Below are 12,823 nucleotides of genomic sequence, written 5' to 3'. Positions count from 1 at the left end.
GGTTATGCAACCCTCCGAGACCGTGGTGCTTCATTGCGTAAAAACGGAGCGCCGCCCCATTGATCAAGTGACATTTTGGCAAGGCTCATCAATTGGCTTTGCTGTGCGACATAGGCAAAATCCATCGCCATTTTGCGCACGACACCGTCGTTGCGGGTGCGAATGTGATCGAGCAAGTCTGCGCTGATCTGGACGCGGGGGGCGTAGTGATCGGCAAGCATCTGGGCATCTTGCATGTCAGCGCGCTCAGCACCGACCCAGCGATAAATGCGGTTGTCGACCTGTTCCCATTGGCGCAGCTTTTGCGGCAGCTCTTCCATGCCGACCAAAATGATGGGAATGCCCGCTTTGTCATGGATGTCACGCACCCGTTCAATCATTGGCGAGGCGCGTTTTTTGATCAGGTAATCAGCCTCATCCAAGATCAGCAGGCGATTGGCGCGCATCAGCTCTTGTTTGCATTGATAGGATTTCTCGGCGACGGTGCCTTTGGCTTGAATGCCCAGCTCGGCCAAGATTGCAAAATACAGCATGCTGGCGGTCCAGTCGGCCTCGATTGAGATATGGATCGCATCCATGCTGGCGCAAACCGAGGCGCTGGCAAAGCTTTTGCCCAACCCCGATGGCCCGTGAAACACACCCAAGCCCGGCAAACCAAAGGTGCGGTCAATCAGCTCGGTGGCCAACAAGGTCAAGGCCGCGACGTTGCGCAGGGGCTTGATGCTGTTTCCGGTGGTCAATGCATGTGTCATTTTGTGTTCCTTGTGGTCTTAAATCGCTGTCTCATGTCGTCGTCTCATATCGCTGTCTCATGTCGTCGTCTCAGGGCGGCTACCTGATGCCGCTGGCTCCATGTGTTTTGAACATCACCAACTGGCCTTTGTATTCTGAGCTTTGCCTGTATCCGTTGACCCATTTTGCCTCCTCTTCGCCGATGGGCTTGCCTGCCTCTGAGCGTTCCAAAATCTCTTGCACGCGCCGAAAGCGGTCACCGGGCGTCGCGCCGATTGGGGCATCTTTCGGGGCAGTGCGTGCGGGCATGTTTAAAATCATTGCCTCGCGAGCCGCCTCGACTGCAGGGTTTTGCGTCACATCAATCTTGCGGGGCGGGCGCTGTAGTTTGGCGGGCTGTTTGCCAAACATGGGGCTGACCACTTTGGCCGCAGGACGCGCCAGTGCAGGTGCGGCGGTTTCATCCAAAGCATCGCCCAGATCGGTGGGGCTGATCGGCGCGTGCGCCTTGGCCAAAGCCTTCTCTGCTTTTTTGATCCGAGACGCCCGTTTGGCTGTCCGTTGCGCGCCTGAGAGATCGAAGAACCCAACCTTTTGGCGGCATTCAGCAAAGCCCAGATAGTCGCCCTCGGTGCCGTAGATATGGACGCCGCTGTGCAAGTCTTCGGGATCAAAACGGGCAACAACTTGGCGACTTGGATGCTCAGACATCCAATCGCTGTGATAGTGATTGCCTTGGAATTTCAGCTCGCCATTGTGTTTGTGCAATTTGCCTGTGTGCTGTCCCATCATCCAAAGGCGGCGCTGTTCTTCCGAGGCCTTTTGAATGGGCGCGGTTGCATAGCTCTCCTCGAAGGTCTGATCAAAGGACCGACCCAAGGCTGTGGCTGACAAGCGCCCGTCGCGGGCGTTGTGCTCGGCGACACGTTCGGCCAAAACCTGCAAGAATTTCTCGGCAGGAATGGCGCGATCCCCATAGTTTTCTGGCTTGGCTGTTGGTTTGTTGCCGACATATGCCCCAGCAAAGCGCACGTCTTTGGCGATAGAGCTGGCAAAGTCGCGAAACCCGCGCTCAATCGGTTTGGCTTGGCCGTGGGCAGGCGTCGCGAAAGTGACTTGAATGCCCAAAAGCGGCAAAACACCCAGCGGCTCATTGTCGACAATCTTGAACCGAAACCGATGCTCTGCGCCGCCTGTCATCCATTTGTTGGCAAATTCGCGCCCGTTATCAAACAGACAGCGGCGTGGGATGCCCCAATTTTCAATCAGCTCACCAAAAGCGGCCATGACCATGACTTTGTTGGGATCGTGATCCACGCGCCAAGACAGCATTTTGTTTGAATAGAGGTCTTGGAATGCAATGATTTGCGGGCGATTTATCGTCCCATCGGGCCATTCCACAAAGACGTCGATCTTGTGACAATCGGCGTTCACAGCTTCCAAAGCATGCAACCCGCTGCGGTCGCGAATTTGCGCGGGAAAACAGCGCATCAAACCCTTCAAGCCTTCGCGGGCAAAGACAGTGGTGACGCGGGGCACGTCTTTTTCTATCCGACGGATCGCTGTGCGTTCATGGACCGTGGTCCAGCCTTTGGACTTGGCCACACGCAGCGCATCGCGGTAGCAATCTTTAAATGTTGGGGCCTCTAAGCGCAGATAAAGACTGGTTAAAAACTCCATGAAAGGCCGCGTCTCAGTGCTTGATGTCGCCTTGCGTTGAACCAACCGATGGCGCGGTGCCAGATAGGCCAAGCGGTCTTCATCTGCGACGCCTTCAATCATTTTGAACCAATTGTAGATCGAGCGCGGCGAGGCCTTGGTCGTCTGCGCTGCAATCGCGTCAACAGCGGCGACCTGCGTGGTGCCGATGGAGACAAGTTCTTCGACCTGTTGAATGATCGTTAAACGGCGTGTTGCCTCGTCTTTGGTTTTCTGGGGCAAGCCGTCAAACGCCGCCCATGCGGCACCGCGTTCTGGCTTGGCATCTGCTGCGACCTCTGTGCGCGCCAAAAGCGCCTTTCGTGCCTCAAGCGGCAACACCGACCAGTGATATTGCCAGCCGCCACCGCGTCCTGCTTTGCGCTCTGCGCAACCCGCCTGCAACCGCCACGCGGCGGCCAGCAGATTGACACCTTGGCGCGTGCCGGGCAAGGTCGGCAGCTTGGAGGCTGCCAATTCGTCAGCCGACCACCAAATTTTGGATGGCTCAACGCGGCTCATGCGGATGTCCCCGCTCTTATAAAGGGCACGATTTCGGCGGCGGGCGTCGCCTCATCGCCAAGCGCGTCCAGCAGATCGCGCAGCACATCTGCGTTATCCGCCACAAAGGCGCGGCGGGCAGCCATCGGCGCGCGGGCAAAGGCGTCTTGCAAGGCGCGCAGCTTTTTGTCTGCGTCGCTGATAAGCGCATCACCGGGCTTGGCGTTGATCTGTTTGCGCGCATCCGTGGCGGATTTTGCGGTGCCTGCGGCCAGCCGTGTAACAACATCGCTGCGCTCTGTGACCTCGCCGATCTTGGAAATCTCGGTCAGGTCTTTGAGCGTCACTTGCTTGGGCGCAGCGCGCAGTTGGGTGATTTCATCGGGGTTGAGTTTTGACCCTGCAATCATCATCCGGCGCACATGTCGCTCAGATACGCCAAATTTTTCAGCGGTGGATTCAGCAAAGGACACGATGTCCGTTGCTAAACCTTGGCGCGCCAAACCACCGGCCACGCCAGCCTTCGTCTCAGGATGCAGCCGCTCGTAGACCGCCTTGCGGGTCGCCAAGAACACAGCCGTGTCCAGTGCGTTCATTTCTGCGCCAGCCAAGTTGTCGTCGATTTCCATCAACAACGCCCAATCGTCCGTCACATTGGTCCAGACCTTGGCCTCAATGTCCTCCCAACCCAAGCGGCTTGCAGCCTCGATGCGGTGACCGCCTGCGATCAAGTGCAAGGTGCCATCGTGCTTTTTGCGCACATGGATAGCGTCTTTCATCACGCCAGTCTCAGTGATCGACGCGATCAGGCTGTCCACGCCCGCCTCAACAATGGGGCGCAAGCGGTTGTCGGTTTTGACGTCGCTGATCACAACGCGGTCCATTTGCATTAGGGTTGCTTTGCTCATGATCAGACCTTTCGCGCGCTGCGTGTTGCATGTGGGGTTGCGAAATCGCCCAGATAGTCGCGTTGGCCGCGACAGTTCGGGCAAAGGCGATTGTGGATGCCTTCCGATTCAAAAACCTCAGAGCATGACATGCAGGGGCGCGGGCCGCGTTTGGCGACCTTGTCGGCCTCACGTTGCTGCTTGTTGCGCAACTGATCTGCTTCAGCGCGAAATCGGATCAACCGGCTGGCATGGCCACCGTCAGGATCAACGACAACATAGCCACCGAGAATTTGTTTCACCGTATAGCGATGCGAAAATTTGCTGTTTTGAAGGGTCATTTAAACACCTCGTTAATCAGTGGGAAAAGCCACGTTGCGGCACTCATAAGTCCAAACAAAAGCAGGCAGCCGATCAGGTCGCCGACAAAGCTGTTTTCAATGCGGGCATTGAGTGCCTTGAGCCTATTCCAAGTTGAGCGGAGGTTGGTTTTGGGGAGTGAGGGCCGTGTAAAATACATCACGCAGCCTCTTCTTTGGATGTTTTGGGGCGGGGGATGTCGGCTGGCCATTCAAGATCGGCGGGCCAGTTTTCGTGGAAAAATGCCAGCACTTTGGCGGCAGTTGCCGTCCGACAGTCGCTGCCATCCATCAAGTTTTTGAAGAAGTCGCCCTTTCTATGGACGCGCATCGAAATCGCAAAGTGCGTCACACCTTGGTGTGTTGCGAGCGTTTCGGCGAGGGTGATGAGTGCTGTTTTCTGATCCATAACCTAAGCTAGCCTGTACTGGCTTATGTAGTCAAGCCTGTACAGGCTAGCTATTGTCGAATTAGCCAATACAGGCTAATTGAAGTAATGGACCCGATTCTAGAAACCATTGATAAAGCTCTTGCAGCCAAGGGACTTTCTGATGCCGCAGCTTCAAAGCTTGCGGTGGGACATCCGTCTTTGATTAAGAACCTACGAATGCCTAGGCAGGGTGAAAAAAGGTACAATTTGCCTGCATTGATGAAGCTTGCAGACGTATTGGATTTAGAATTTTACTTTGGTTCGCCACGCGACACAGCAGGCGCAGAGCAACCGCCTGTCGCCGATCCTGAAGAATTCGCCCACATTCCGCTGCACGAGGCAAGCCTCGCTGCTGGGGCAGGGGCCGCGAATGGTGATGAGCCTATCGTGGATTACCTATCCTTTCGCCGCGACTGGCTGCGCCGCATCGGCACAGCGCCCGCAAACGCCGTCTTGGCGCGGGTCTCAGGTGAAAGTATGGAACCAACAATTTGGGCGGGTGACATGGTGCTCGTCGACAGATCGAAAACCGTCGTGCCGGTGCGAACCAGCAGCTCCAAAAAAGGCCGCAGCGCGATCTACGCCGTATTGGACGACGGCCACGCCCGCGTCAAACGCATCGAGCGCCCAAGCGAAGATCAGATTATGTTGTTATCAGACAATCCCGATTATGGACCAGAGTTTGGCGACACGAAAACACTCACCATCATCGGTAAAGTGATGTGGTGGGGGCATACGAGTAGGGATTAGTTATGCAGAAACCTAACAGACGTGAGCTGAAAGTTCTGCGTGAATTTGCAGGTACACCCGAGCCATGGGAGCGCTTTGCAGGTGCCGGTGACTCAACATTAAAAAGCCTTTTGGAGGCTGGCTGGATATGTGAAAATACTGATCTCAACTATCCCGCCGAATATTATGAAATTACTCCTGCGGGTGAAAGTGCAGCATATCAATAGCTGACTCAGCGACGACGGTCACGAGTTTGCTTTTGCTGTTTGGAAATATGTTTCGTTTTTGAGAATTGAGTTTTATTTAGATCGGGATAAATTATGAAGTCATTTTCAATCGCCATTTTATTTGCACTTCTTGCTTCAGCTGCAAGTGCAGATATCTACGCCGATTGCATGAGCGCCATTAAGACTGGCAATTTATCCGAAGCTAAAAGGCTAGGGAAAATGATGCAGGGCTTTTCGACCATTTCGGCCAGAAAATGGGAGGACGCGTCAGCGTGCGTATCCTCAGCAGAAGGCCAGGTTGTGATATACGATGCTGGCAGGGGGAATTTCCTGCCCGCCGACGAGCTTCAGAAACTCAGCGAAGAGCGAAAACAGAAGCGCGAAGAGCAAATAGTTCGAGATGAAGCCCGCCGTGCAGAAATTCGTGCTCAACAGCGTGAACAGGAGCTTGCAAAGATAGAGGTGCAGGCGCGTATCGACAAAAACAACGCTCTAATCGCGCGCGACATATATGCAGCTTGCACAGCGTTGTTTAACGATGAAAAGATTGCAGCCATGACGAACGAGATCTGCGTGGCAAGCTTTCGGCAAAACGGCCATCCAGATCTCAGTCTCCCATAAGACCTACCTCACGACAGCCCAGCATTAGCCCCCCAAAAAAAACGCTCACCATCATCTGCAAGTTGATGTGCTGTGGCATACGAATAAGGACTAAATCGAGGTCAAGTTGGTAGCTATAAGGTGTCTCGAACGGCCCATAGGGGACATTCGTATTGGGTGGTGGCGCTGCGACGCAGCTTTCCGAAAGCAGGTATTCACCTTCCTCGGCGCTTAAGGTTGCTTCCCAAACGCTGCCAAAATGCACTCTATCTGAGGATTTATCTCGAATCGAGCATCACACGCGGCATCGGATGATGAAATACGTTCAATATCAGGGAAGCGATTTTCTAATGGGCTTGGTTTTTTGCAAACAAGCGGTTCCCAAAACTCGTCGAATTGGTGGGCGGTCAAGTCAAGCACTAGATTGTCCATTTCAACCCAGTAGTGCAAACCGTCGGTACTGGAATTGTAAGCTCGTACGATCTGCACCTCCTTGTGGGGATTTGCATTTCTCAATACTGAGCCTAAATGGACTGCAACTAGCTCACAACAGTTCCAAGGATAACCATGGATGAACGGGCTATTTATGTCCTTACAATTCGCCGAGAGTGCTCTGCCTGCAGCAAGCGCAATCTCTGTTACAGCCTTAATGTTTAACATGAAATAACCCTGTACCAAGCCCTTGCGGCCCATAGCTGTCATGTGGATCCGCGTTTTTTTCGCAATGCATCTCACTATTTTGACATCAACAATTCAGTGAGTGCTTGCTGATGGTTTGTAATGATGCTTTCTATAAACTCAGTTATTTACTTTCTTTTGAGGTATTCAAATGGTCAATCAGCGGTTGGAAAAGTACGCGATTTATTCAAAGGATTTTAAGGGCTTGCCCGACGGATGGCATAATTTGAGAAGATGCAACTTTTTGGTTGGCGAAAACAGTACGGGAAAATCGAGTTTCTTACAGCTTATTGAGCTAATGGAGTCTAGGGCGCACATGGTGTTTTTGGATTTTCTTGGAACTGTCGAAGGCATTGATACAGTATCGGATGTTTGCTCAAGGATAAGCGGAGCAAAAGAGGCCACCATCGGCTTTCTCATAAAAGAGCACGCTGATGATGAAGGCAATTCAAAGATCAAAGGACGTTTGATTACCTATAAGGCGGTGAATGATAACTTTATAATAACTAAACTCACGGCAATTCAAGACAATGCAGCATTGAGGCTAAAGCGCCAAACTAAGAAAATATCATATAGAAGCGATGTTTTTCAATATAACCCTGAACTACTACACACTCAAAACGGACGGAATCTTGAAGAACTGCACTATAATACTTCAGATAGATTTAGGGGGCATCACGAGGTAGAGTGGGACCTTCAACCAGATAGTTGGCAATGGGTTGACGCTATGAACGCCGCAGTCCGCTCGGAAGAGACTAAATCCAAAATTCGAGCCATAGGTTATCCCCCGCTGGGCTGCTTTTCACACGGCCCAATGCGCGCCAAAACACGACGCCTGTATCACGGCGAAAGATCCCGCTTTAGCAAGAGTGGCGAGCATACCCCATTCATGCTGCGCGATGTGCTCCAGCATGACCCCGCACTTGCAGAAAGCATAAATGACTTTGGCCGAGTCAGCGGTCTTTTTGATGAAATTACGGTTAGCGCGATCAAGACTAAAGTCAACGACAAGCCCTTCGTCCTTCAAGTTAGGAAGGGGGAAAAGTACTTTTACGTTGACGAATTAGGGTTCGGAGTTGGGCAAATACTTCCAATCGTTTCGGACATTTCCGTGCAGCCAGCTGGTACATCGTTTTTGGTACAGCAACCTGAGTTGCACTTGCATCCTAAAGCCCAAGCTTCGCTCGGTGATTTGTTTTATAGAGCGGCGTCTGCAGGAGGTACCCTCGTAATAGAAACGCACAGCGACTTTCTAATTGATCGCTACCGAATGGCAACGTCACAGAATAAGGAGCAAATTCGAAGTCAGTTGATCTATTTTGACAAGTCAGTAGACGGTGGAAACGTTTGTTATGAAGTCGAAATCAATCCGGATGGATCGTATGGCGAGTTACCTGAGAATTTTAGAGACTTTTTCGTGCGTGAAAGCATGGCAAAATTTGAGACATTATAATGCCCGATTATATTCTAGACACATGTGTCGACATTAATCCAAAGTACGCAAATTATCCAAAGTACTTTTTTGAAGACCTTTGGAAAAACATGAATATTAATTTGGTTACTGGTGGAACCGTTAACTTATCAGAGATCAAAAAAAAGGAAAAACTGCGCGAACTAATTAATGAATTTAAGACCCGAAACCAAGTTATCGAAATTGACAATACTCGAGTTGACGATGCAGAGAACCGGTTGAAAAGTCGTGTTGAGCAAAAATGTGAATCCTGTCCAGAAGAATGCGACGACCTTCATATTTTCGCTTTGGCAAAAATCAGCGGTTGTTTGAATGTGATTACCCGTGACAATCGAATAGCTCTTTGTCGTAAAAAAATACGTGATGAGGTTGGGCACGACTATTGCCCCAATATTCGAGTGATTCAAAATGAAGGTGCGTACAAAGACACAAAGGCGTGAATTGTAAGAGTTTACAATAAGCCATTCAAATCAAGTTTGGCGTTTGCAGGCTCATTCTTACTCCTGTTTTGACGGATTGTTGCAACCGCAGCGAAAGTCCGGTTTCCGCCCACAATGTTCTTTATAAATTTCAACTGGCGTTATGGAGCATGATTTTTCTAGGCTTAGGCTGATAATGGTCAATATGTTGCTTTCGGCCCAGAGCCGCCATTGACCACATGTCCAATTGCTGCATCGCAGCTTCCCCTAAGCAGACATTGACCCGTTAGCGCAGCATTTTGACGTGCTGGATGGCGGCATCGCGGGACAAAGTTGCCGTTGAGCCGTCTCTAAAAACAGCCGACTATTGCAGATGCAGTCAGCTTGCCTTGGATACGTTCAACGTTGCGGGGATCCGATACATCGACACACCCAATCTCGTGTATTTCTGCTGCCTCGATCATCGACGTGTTGTCTCGAATTGAGCGTTCCACAAACGCATCAACCACGCTACGCATATCAGATGATAGCTTGACGTAACCAGAATTGACACGGACCCGCTGCTCAATGAATGTCGCTGGTGCTGTCAAGAAAATGCGCGCGTACTGATTAGCTGGAAGCTTCGATAGAAACTCTGGTCTTAACGCTGACCCCTCCAAAATATAAGGGTTTCCAGCATCATGCTGATCCGAGAGAAAGCGTTGGATACCCGGCCACATATTGTCGTGATGATGTAGCAGAAATGTAAAGATGCTTTCCGGCGACAACGAATTGTAGAATTCGGCAACATGAGGTCGTGTCTTCGGCCAAGGCCTACCGGGATGCCGAGCCATCTGGTCGGTGGAAAATACCTCCCATCCAAGCGCCTCACCCAGAGCCTTCGCGAGTGTTGATTTCCCAACATGCGAAGCGCCACCAATAAGGATGTTCTGAAATGTCTGGGCCATTCGTTATCATAGCTCGAACCCGTAGAACCAGTCGAGCAACTTTTGGGCTCAATGCCGACCTTTGCTGCGTTTGCACACGAAATCAACGCCAAATAGGAAGGCGAGAGGCAGCAATGCGGACAAAGGCGTCATTCAGATTTGATGAACTCGGGCTTGAACTGTAGGTCTGCACGTTCACGCTCAGACATTCGTGCGATATCGGGATGTGATAGAGGATCTCGGTACCAGTTGGCCTTAGTGTTGCGTGTCGCCCCCTCTAGGAGCCAGTTTTTTTCAATAATCTTGAGAATTGTGATGATAGCGTTTTTCATAAAATCATATTTCACTGAAATATGCGCTTCTTGGAATCGACTTCGCGATGAAGTTAGTTTAGAAAAACTAAATGCAAAATCTAAACTCGATCCCTCTCTCAGCACTCAGGGCCGTCGAGGCCATTGCCCGCAGCGGCACGCTTGGACGTGCGGCTGACGAACTGGGTGTTACTGCCGGAGCTTTGAGTCAGCGACTGGCCAAAGCGGAAGCGGCATTGGGACAGACCTTGTTCATCCGCACCTCTTCGGGTCTCAAACCCACCAAGATATGTGCAGAGATCGCGCCGCGCCTAACGCGCGCCATCTCGGAACTATCCTCTGTCGTATCGGACATACGAGCGCCAAAAGACAATGCTCTGACTGTTTCGGTAGCACCAATCTTTGCAAGCCGTTGGCTTATTTGGAGAATAAATAAGTTCAATTTGCAAAATCCAAACATAAGTCTGCGAATCGTGCCATCGATGGAAGTGGTCGATCTGGACGGTTCCGAGGTTGATATCGGGATACGTGTCGGCGAAGGTTCTACAATCGGAAGAAGGGCAGTCAAGTTGCTGGACCAGCGTGTTTTTCCTGTTTGCACACCAGAGATCGCACGGACAATCCATACACCCGCAGATATCTTGAAGCTGCCCGTCATTCGGGAAAACGAGAAGCTGTATGGATGGAAAAGTTGGATGTCCGATCAAGGCATGGAAGGACAAAACTTGCCGTCTGGGCCAACCTATGCGGATGCATCCCTGTGTTTAGATGCGGCGATGACTGGCCAAGGTGTATTCATGGCATGGGAGACCCTCGCGTGTGATGCTCTGGAACGAGGTCAGGTCACGTCTCCGTTCAAGCAGAGATCGCTGACCGGGGCGACCTATTGGTTTGCCACAAGCCATCACTCAGCCCGAAAGCAAAGCGTAAAAAAGTTTAAGGAATGGCTAGAGGCAGAATTGGCGTGTTCTATTAACTACTGGAACAGCAGCTCGGATTAGAGAACTGTCACTTCGGGCTCGTTGCTGCCGTTCGCTGCACGTGCGAACCGTTCTGAGTGCATTCTAATGGCTGAAGGCCTGCTTCGCGGACAAAAGCGATCTTCGGTATTGGAGGAAATTGGCAACGGGTTTATCCTGAACTTCGCATCTCATGGAAGGTTCGTACACTTGCCTAAAGTCCGTATCGCAGCCGCGCAGGCCCCCGAAATCCACAAAGATATTCCGAGAGCATTGGAGTTTCTCCACTCAACTTCTGAGCGTGCCAAAGCAAAGCAAGCACATTTGTTGGTTTTTCCTGAGGGTTTCTTACAGGGCTATATTGTTGAAGAACAGCAGGCCCGAGAGGTGGCCATTGACCTCAGTTCTCAACGGTTTCTCGAACTATTAGAGAAATTTCCGCCCTCTGGACCGATGTTGGTAGTTGGCATGATCGAGTTAGCCGACGAAAAGCTATATAATACTGCTATAGTTGTTAAAGATCAGGGCCTTATTGGAAGGTATCGAAAGCAACATCTTTTACCAAGAGAGGTAGCCTTCACTAAGGGGAAGGACTTACCAGTATTTGAGGTTCATGGCCTCAGATTTTGCATAAATATATGTTATGATACAAATTTTCCTACCCTTGCGGAGCAGGTCTCTCGGAAGGGTGCCGAACTAATTGTTTGTTGTGCAAACAACATGCTGAAGCACGACACAGCCGAAAAATACAAATGGCTACACAATTCGGTGCGCGGGCAACGCTGCCACGAGAGCGCATTGTGGCTCATATCATCTGACGTCACCGGCGAGCGCGAAGATTACTTAGCTTTGGGGCCTACCGCGGTCCTCAATCCTGACGGTGACGTCGCAGAGCAATTGCCATTGGGACAAGTCGGCATGCTGGTGTTTGATCTACCTTACGTAAAATGAGCGTGGCTTGGACGATGTAGGTTAGGGCTCGGTGCTGCCGTTCGCTGCGGTTGAATGTGCCAAGTGCTGCCGAACGTCTGCTTTCTCATGCGGCGAACCTATATTTCGCAAATGCGGCGAACGACCGCTTCCCGCCCTTGATGTCGTGCCTTTCAGCCGACTAACCCAAAAACCTCTTTCAAGTTCAGCGTTCCCTCATCCGCGCGCAAAAATATTTATGTCTTTGATTTATAGTCGTTTATCTCTTTCTGGAAAGTGTTGGGCAAACTCGCAAGGCCTCTTTCCAGTTCAGATTGCATTTTTGACGCCAATTTCCAATTAAAGGGCTGCTTAAAACGCCTCAACCCCCTTATTTAACGGCCTATGAAGCGGGCAGGAGGGTTTGCAAGGTTTGGTGTCTGCAATGGTGCATTTACCTTACATAATCGGCCTTATGAGGCTTACTGCAGGACTCTGCGTCTGTCTATCAGTTGACCCATCCATGCCGTCGATAGCCTTGTAAATAAGGCTTTTAACCGTCTTTTATTGGCTGTTCCCACTTATTCCCGCTTACTGCAGGTTTCTCTGTCTCACTACAGACACCAATAGTTGCAGCAAACGTATTTTTGAATTTGCGCTGTTTTAACGAACAGAATTGGCTTCTAAAATCCCAAACCTGAATCGTTGCGCCAATCCCTGTTTTCGAGTTGGGTAGGGCAATCACATTTTCAGGAGATATATTATGACCAAAGATGACGGGAAGTCGAAGCCGACAAAAGACGATGAAGAGCAGATCGCGTTGAACTCTCAAGAACCAACACCTCAAGAGACGATCCTGAGCGTGCCACCCAAGCCAAAGAAGAGGTCTTAGCGGGCCCGCATAGATATTTCTGATATTTCTGACGCAGGGATGAACGTGACCTCAGCCCCAAAATCGTTATGCGGATGCGGGCTGCACTCTTCCCA

Annotated in this window: 15 protein-coding genes; 8 read left to right on the top strand and 7 right to left on the bottom strand. The window is 51.1% G+C overall.

Annotated elements, in window-relative coordinates:
- Positions 1-2: 2 nt before the first annotated feature.
- The 5 genes from WNY38_RS12520 to WNY38_RS12500 all read right to left on the bottom strand — a co-directional run bounded on the left by WNY38_RS12520 (position 3) and on the right by WNY38_RS12500 (position 4,586).
- Positions 3-752 (bottom strand): ATP-binding protein, encoded by a 750-nt coding sequence (locus tag WNY38_RS12520; RefSeq protein ID WP_342857681.1) that lies wholly within the window; start codon positions 750-752, stop codon positions 3-5.
- Positions 753-831: 79 nt separating this feature from the next.
- On the bottom strand, positions 832-2,952 hold the full coding sequence (locus WNY38_RS12515) for a transposase domain-containing protein (protein ID WP_342857680.1): 2,121 nt from the start codon (positions 2,950-2,952) through the stop codon (positions 832-834).
- Positions 2,949-3,839, bottom strand: a complete 891-nt coding sequence (locus tag WNY38_RS12510; protein ID WP_342857679.1) for a ParB N-terminal domain-containing protein — start codon at positions 3,837-3,839, stop codon at positions 2,949-2,951. Before WNY38_RS12510 ends, WNY38_RS12515 begins: the two co-directional genes overlap by 4 nt.
- Before the next feature lie 2 nt (positions 3,840-3,841).
- Positions 3,842-4,159 (bottom strand): hypothetical protein, encoded by a 318-nt coding sequence (locus WNY38_RS12505; RefSeq protein WP_342857678.1) that lies wholly within the window; start codon positions 4,157-4,159, stop codon positions 3,842-3,844.
- A 178-nt stretch (positions 4,160-4,337) separates the two neighbouring features.
- Positions 4,338-4,586 (bottom strand): hypothetical protein, encoded by a 249-nt coding sequence (locus WNY38_RS12500; protein WP_342857677.1) that lies wholly within the window; start codon positions 4,584-4,586, stop codon positions 4,338-4,340.
- Between the two features lie 87 nt (positions 4,587-4,673).
- On the opposite strand from WNY38_RS12500, the gene WNY38_RS12495 reads away from it, so the two are divergent.
- From WNY38_RS12495 to WNY38_RS12485, 3 genes are all read left to right on the top strand, one after another.
- Complete coding sequence (locus tag WNY38_RS12495; RefSeq protein ID WP_342857676.1) at positions 4,674-5,357, top strand: S24 family peptidase; 684 nt, start codon at positions 4,674-4,676, stop codon at positions 5,355-5,357.
- A gap of 2 nt (positions 5,358-5,359) precedes the next feature.
- The gene (locus WNY38_RS12490; protein WP_342857675.1) at positions 5,360-5,563 is read left to right on the top strand and encodes a hypothetical protein; all 204 of its coding nucleotides are present in this window, start codon (positions 5,360-5,362) and stop codon (positions 5,561-5,563) included.
- Between the two features lie 93 nt (positions 5,564-5,656).
- The gene (locus WNY38_RS12485; RefSeq protein WP_342857674.1) at positions 5,657-6,184 is read left to right on the top strand and encodes a hypothetical protein; all 528 of its coding nucleotides are present in this window, start codon (positions 5,657-5,659) and stop codon (positions 6,182-6,184) included.
- 210 nt (positions 6,185-6,394) lie between these two features.
- On the opposite strand, the gene WNY38_RS12480 is transcribed toward WNY38_RS12485, so the two are convergent.
- A complete protein-coding gene (locus WNY38_RS12480; protein WP_342857673.1) occupies positions 6,395-6,865 on the bottom strand; it encodes a hypothetical protein in 471 nt (156 codons plus the stop codon).
- 127 nt (positions 6,866-6,992) lie between these two features.
- On the opposite strand from WNY38_RS12480, the gene WNY38_RS12475 reads away from it, so the two are divergent.
- Together WNY38_RS12475 and WNY38_RS12470 are read left to right on the top strand one after the other, a co-directional pair.
- Positions 6,993-8,294: an AAA family ATPase gene (locus WNY38_RS12475; RefSeq protein ID WP_342857672.1), complete on the top strand. Its 1,302-nt coding sequence runs from the start codon at positions 6,993-6,995 to the stop codon at positions 8,292-8,294.
- Positions 8,294-8,752, top strand: coding sequence for a hypothetical protein (locus WNY38_RS12470; protein WP_342857671.1), 459 nt, complete (start codon positions 8,294-8,296; stop codon positions 8,750-8,752). Before WNY38_RS12475 ends, WNY38_RS12470 begins: the two co-directional genes overlap by 1 nt.
- Positions 8,753-9,081: 329 nt before the next feature.
- Here the strand turns inward: WNY38_RS12470 and WNY38_RS12465 are convergent, their stop codons facing one another.
- Positions 9,082-9,678, bottom strand: coding sequence for a hypothetical protein (locus WNY38_RS12465; RefSeq protein ID WP_342857670.1), 597 nt, complete (start codon positions 9,676-9,678; stop codon positions 9,082-9,084).
- A gap of 382 nt (positions 9,679-10,060) precedes the next feature.
- Between WNY38_RS12465 and WNY38_RS12460 the strand changes: the two genes are divergently transcribed.
- The 3 genes from WNY38_RS12460 to WNY38_RS12450 all read left to right on the top strand — a co-directional run bounded on the left by WNY38_RS12460 (position 10,061) and on the right by WNY38_RS12450 (position 12,728).
- On the top strand, positions 10,061-10,969 hold the full coding sequence (locus WNY38_RS12460) for a LysR substrate-binding domain-containing protein (protein WP_342857669.1): 909 nt from the start codon (positions 10,061-10,063) through the stop codon (positions 10,967-10,969).
- Between the two features lie 66 nt (positions 10,970-11,035).
- Positions 11,036-11,878 (top strand): carbon-nitrogen hydrolase family protein, encoded by an 843-nt coding sequence (locus WNY38_RS12455; protein WP_342857668.1) that lies wholly within the window; start codon positions 11,036-11,038, stop codon positions 11,876-11,878.
- A 721-nt stretch (positions 11,879-12,599) separates the two neighbouring features.
- Positions 12,600-12,728, top strand: coding sequence for a hypothetical protein (locus WNY38_RS12450; RefSeq protein WP_342857667.1), 129 nt, complete (start codon positions 12,600-12,602; stop codon positions 12,726-12,728).
- Positions 12,729-12,823: the final 95 nt, after the last annotated feature.

It is taken from the genome of Pacificibacter sp. AS14 (assembly GCF_038899935.1).
In the GTDB taxonomy this organism is placed as follows: Bacteria; Pseudomonadota; Alphaproteobacteria; order Rhodobacterales; family Rhodobacteraceae; genus Celeribacter.
This window is presented reverse-complemented; position numbering and strand designations above follow the sequence as displayed.

Excerpts from the sequence above, each read along its gene's own strand:
- WNY38_RS12520 (WP_342857681.1), bottom strand. The coding sequence starts at position 752 with ATGACACATGCATTGACCACCGGAAACAGCATCAAGCCCCTGCGCAAC.
- WNY38_RS12515 (WP_342857680.1), bottom strand. The coding sequence starts at position 2,952 with ATGAGCCGCGTTGAGCCATCCAAAATTTGGTGGTCGGCTGACGAATTG.
- WNY38_RS12510 (WP_342857679.1), bottom strand. The coding sequence starts at position 3,839 with ATGAGCAAAGCAACCCTAATGCAAATGGACCGCGTTGTGATCAGCGAC.
- WNY38_RS12505 (WP_342857678.1), bottom strand. The coding sequence starts at position 4,159 with ATGACCCTTCAAAACAGCAAATTTTCGCATCGCTATACGGTGAAACAA.
- WNY38_RS12500 (WP_342857677.1), bottom strand. The coding sequence starts at position 4,586 with ATGGATCAGAAAACAGCACTCATCACCCTCGCCGAAACGCTCGCAACA.
- WNY38_RS12495 (WP_342857676.1), top strand. The coding sequence starts at position 4,674 with ATGGACCCGATTCTAGAAACCATTGATAAAGCTCTTGCAGCCAAGGGA.
- WNY38_RS12490 (WP_342857675.1), top strand. The coding sequence starts at position 5,360 with ATGCAGAAACCTAACAGACGTGAGCTGAAAGTTCTGCGTGAATTTGCA.
- WNY38_RS12485 (WP_342857674.1), top strand. The coding sequence starts at position 5,657 with ATGAAGTCATTTTCAATCGCCATTTTATTTGCACTTCTTGCTTCAGCT.
- WNY38_RS12480 (WP_342857673.1), bottom strand. The coding sequence starts at position 6,865 with ATGACAGCTATGGGCCGCAAGGGCTTGGTACAGGGTTATTTCATGTTA.
- WNY38_RS12475 (WP_342857672.1), top strand. The coding sequence starts at position 6,993 with ATGGTCAATCAGCGGTTGGAAAAGTACGCGATTTATTCAAAGGATTTT.
- WNY38_RS12470 (WP_342857671.1), top strand. The coding sequence starts at position 8,294 with ATGCCCGATTATATTCTAGACACATGTGTCGACATTAATCCAAAGTAC.
- WNY38_RS12465 (WP_342857670.1), bottom strand. The coding sequence starts at position 9,678 with ATGGCCCAGACATTTCAGAACATCCTTATTGGTGGCGCTTCGCATGTT.
- WNY38_RS12460 (WP_342857669.1), top strand. The coding sequence starts at position 10,061 with ATGCAAAATCTAAACTCGATCCCTCTCTCAGCACTCAGGGCCGTCGAG.
- WNY38_RS12455 (WP_342857668.1), top strand. The coding sequence starts at position 11,036 with ATGGCTGAAGGCCTGCTTCGCGGACAAAAGCGATCTTCGGTATTGGAG.
- WNY38_RS12450 (WP_342857667.1), top strand. The coding sequence starts at position 12,600 with ATGACCAAAGATGACGGGAAGTCGAAGCCGACAAAAGACGATGAAGAG.